This is a genomic window from Pseudomonas sp. BJa3 (assembly GCF_026343815.1).
Lineage (GTDB): Bacteria > Pseudomonadota > Gammaproteobacteria > Pseudomonadales > Pseudomonadaceae > Aquipseudomonas > Aquipseudomonas soli.
Genome location: NZ_JAOXMC010000201.1, coordinates 1 through 271, shown reverse-complemented (window position 1 = coordinate 271; position 271 = coordinate 1). Strand labels below are relative to the sequence as shown.

2 protein-coding genes are annotated in these 271 nt (G+C 68.6%); both read right to left on the bottom strand.

The features are described from left to right. A partial coding sequence (locus OH705_RS29715; RefSeq protein WP_416383605.1) for an NAD(P)-binding domain-containing protein occupies positions 1–91 on the bottom strand: 91 nt, incomplete at its 3' end. Between the two features lie 18 nt (positions 92–109). Beyond that, a complete protein-coding gene (locus OH705_RS29710; protein WP_416383604.1) occupies positions 110–256 on the bottom strand; it encodes a hypothetical protein in 147 nt (48 codons plus the stop codon). Positions 257–271: the final 15 nt, after the last annotated feature.

Sequence of the window (271 nt, the reverse complement as noted above, 5' to 3'; positions counted from 1 at the left end):
AATCCGCCCGCTCGCGGCCCCGGGCCAACAATCCGTCGATGATGGCGCTGGCCATGTTTCCGCCGCCGATGAAGACGATTCTTTCACGCATGATGTCTGGTTCCCTGTGTCAATCGAAAATGGCCCGGCGCCTGCGCACCGCCGCGACGTCGAGCGCGCCGATGCGATTACGCCCGAGCAGCCGCAATGTGTTCTCCAGTTCGGCCCGCAGGATCGCCAGCACCTCGCCCGCGCCGCGCGGCCCCCGTCCCGCCAGCCCGTACAGCGGCGC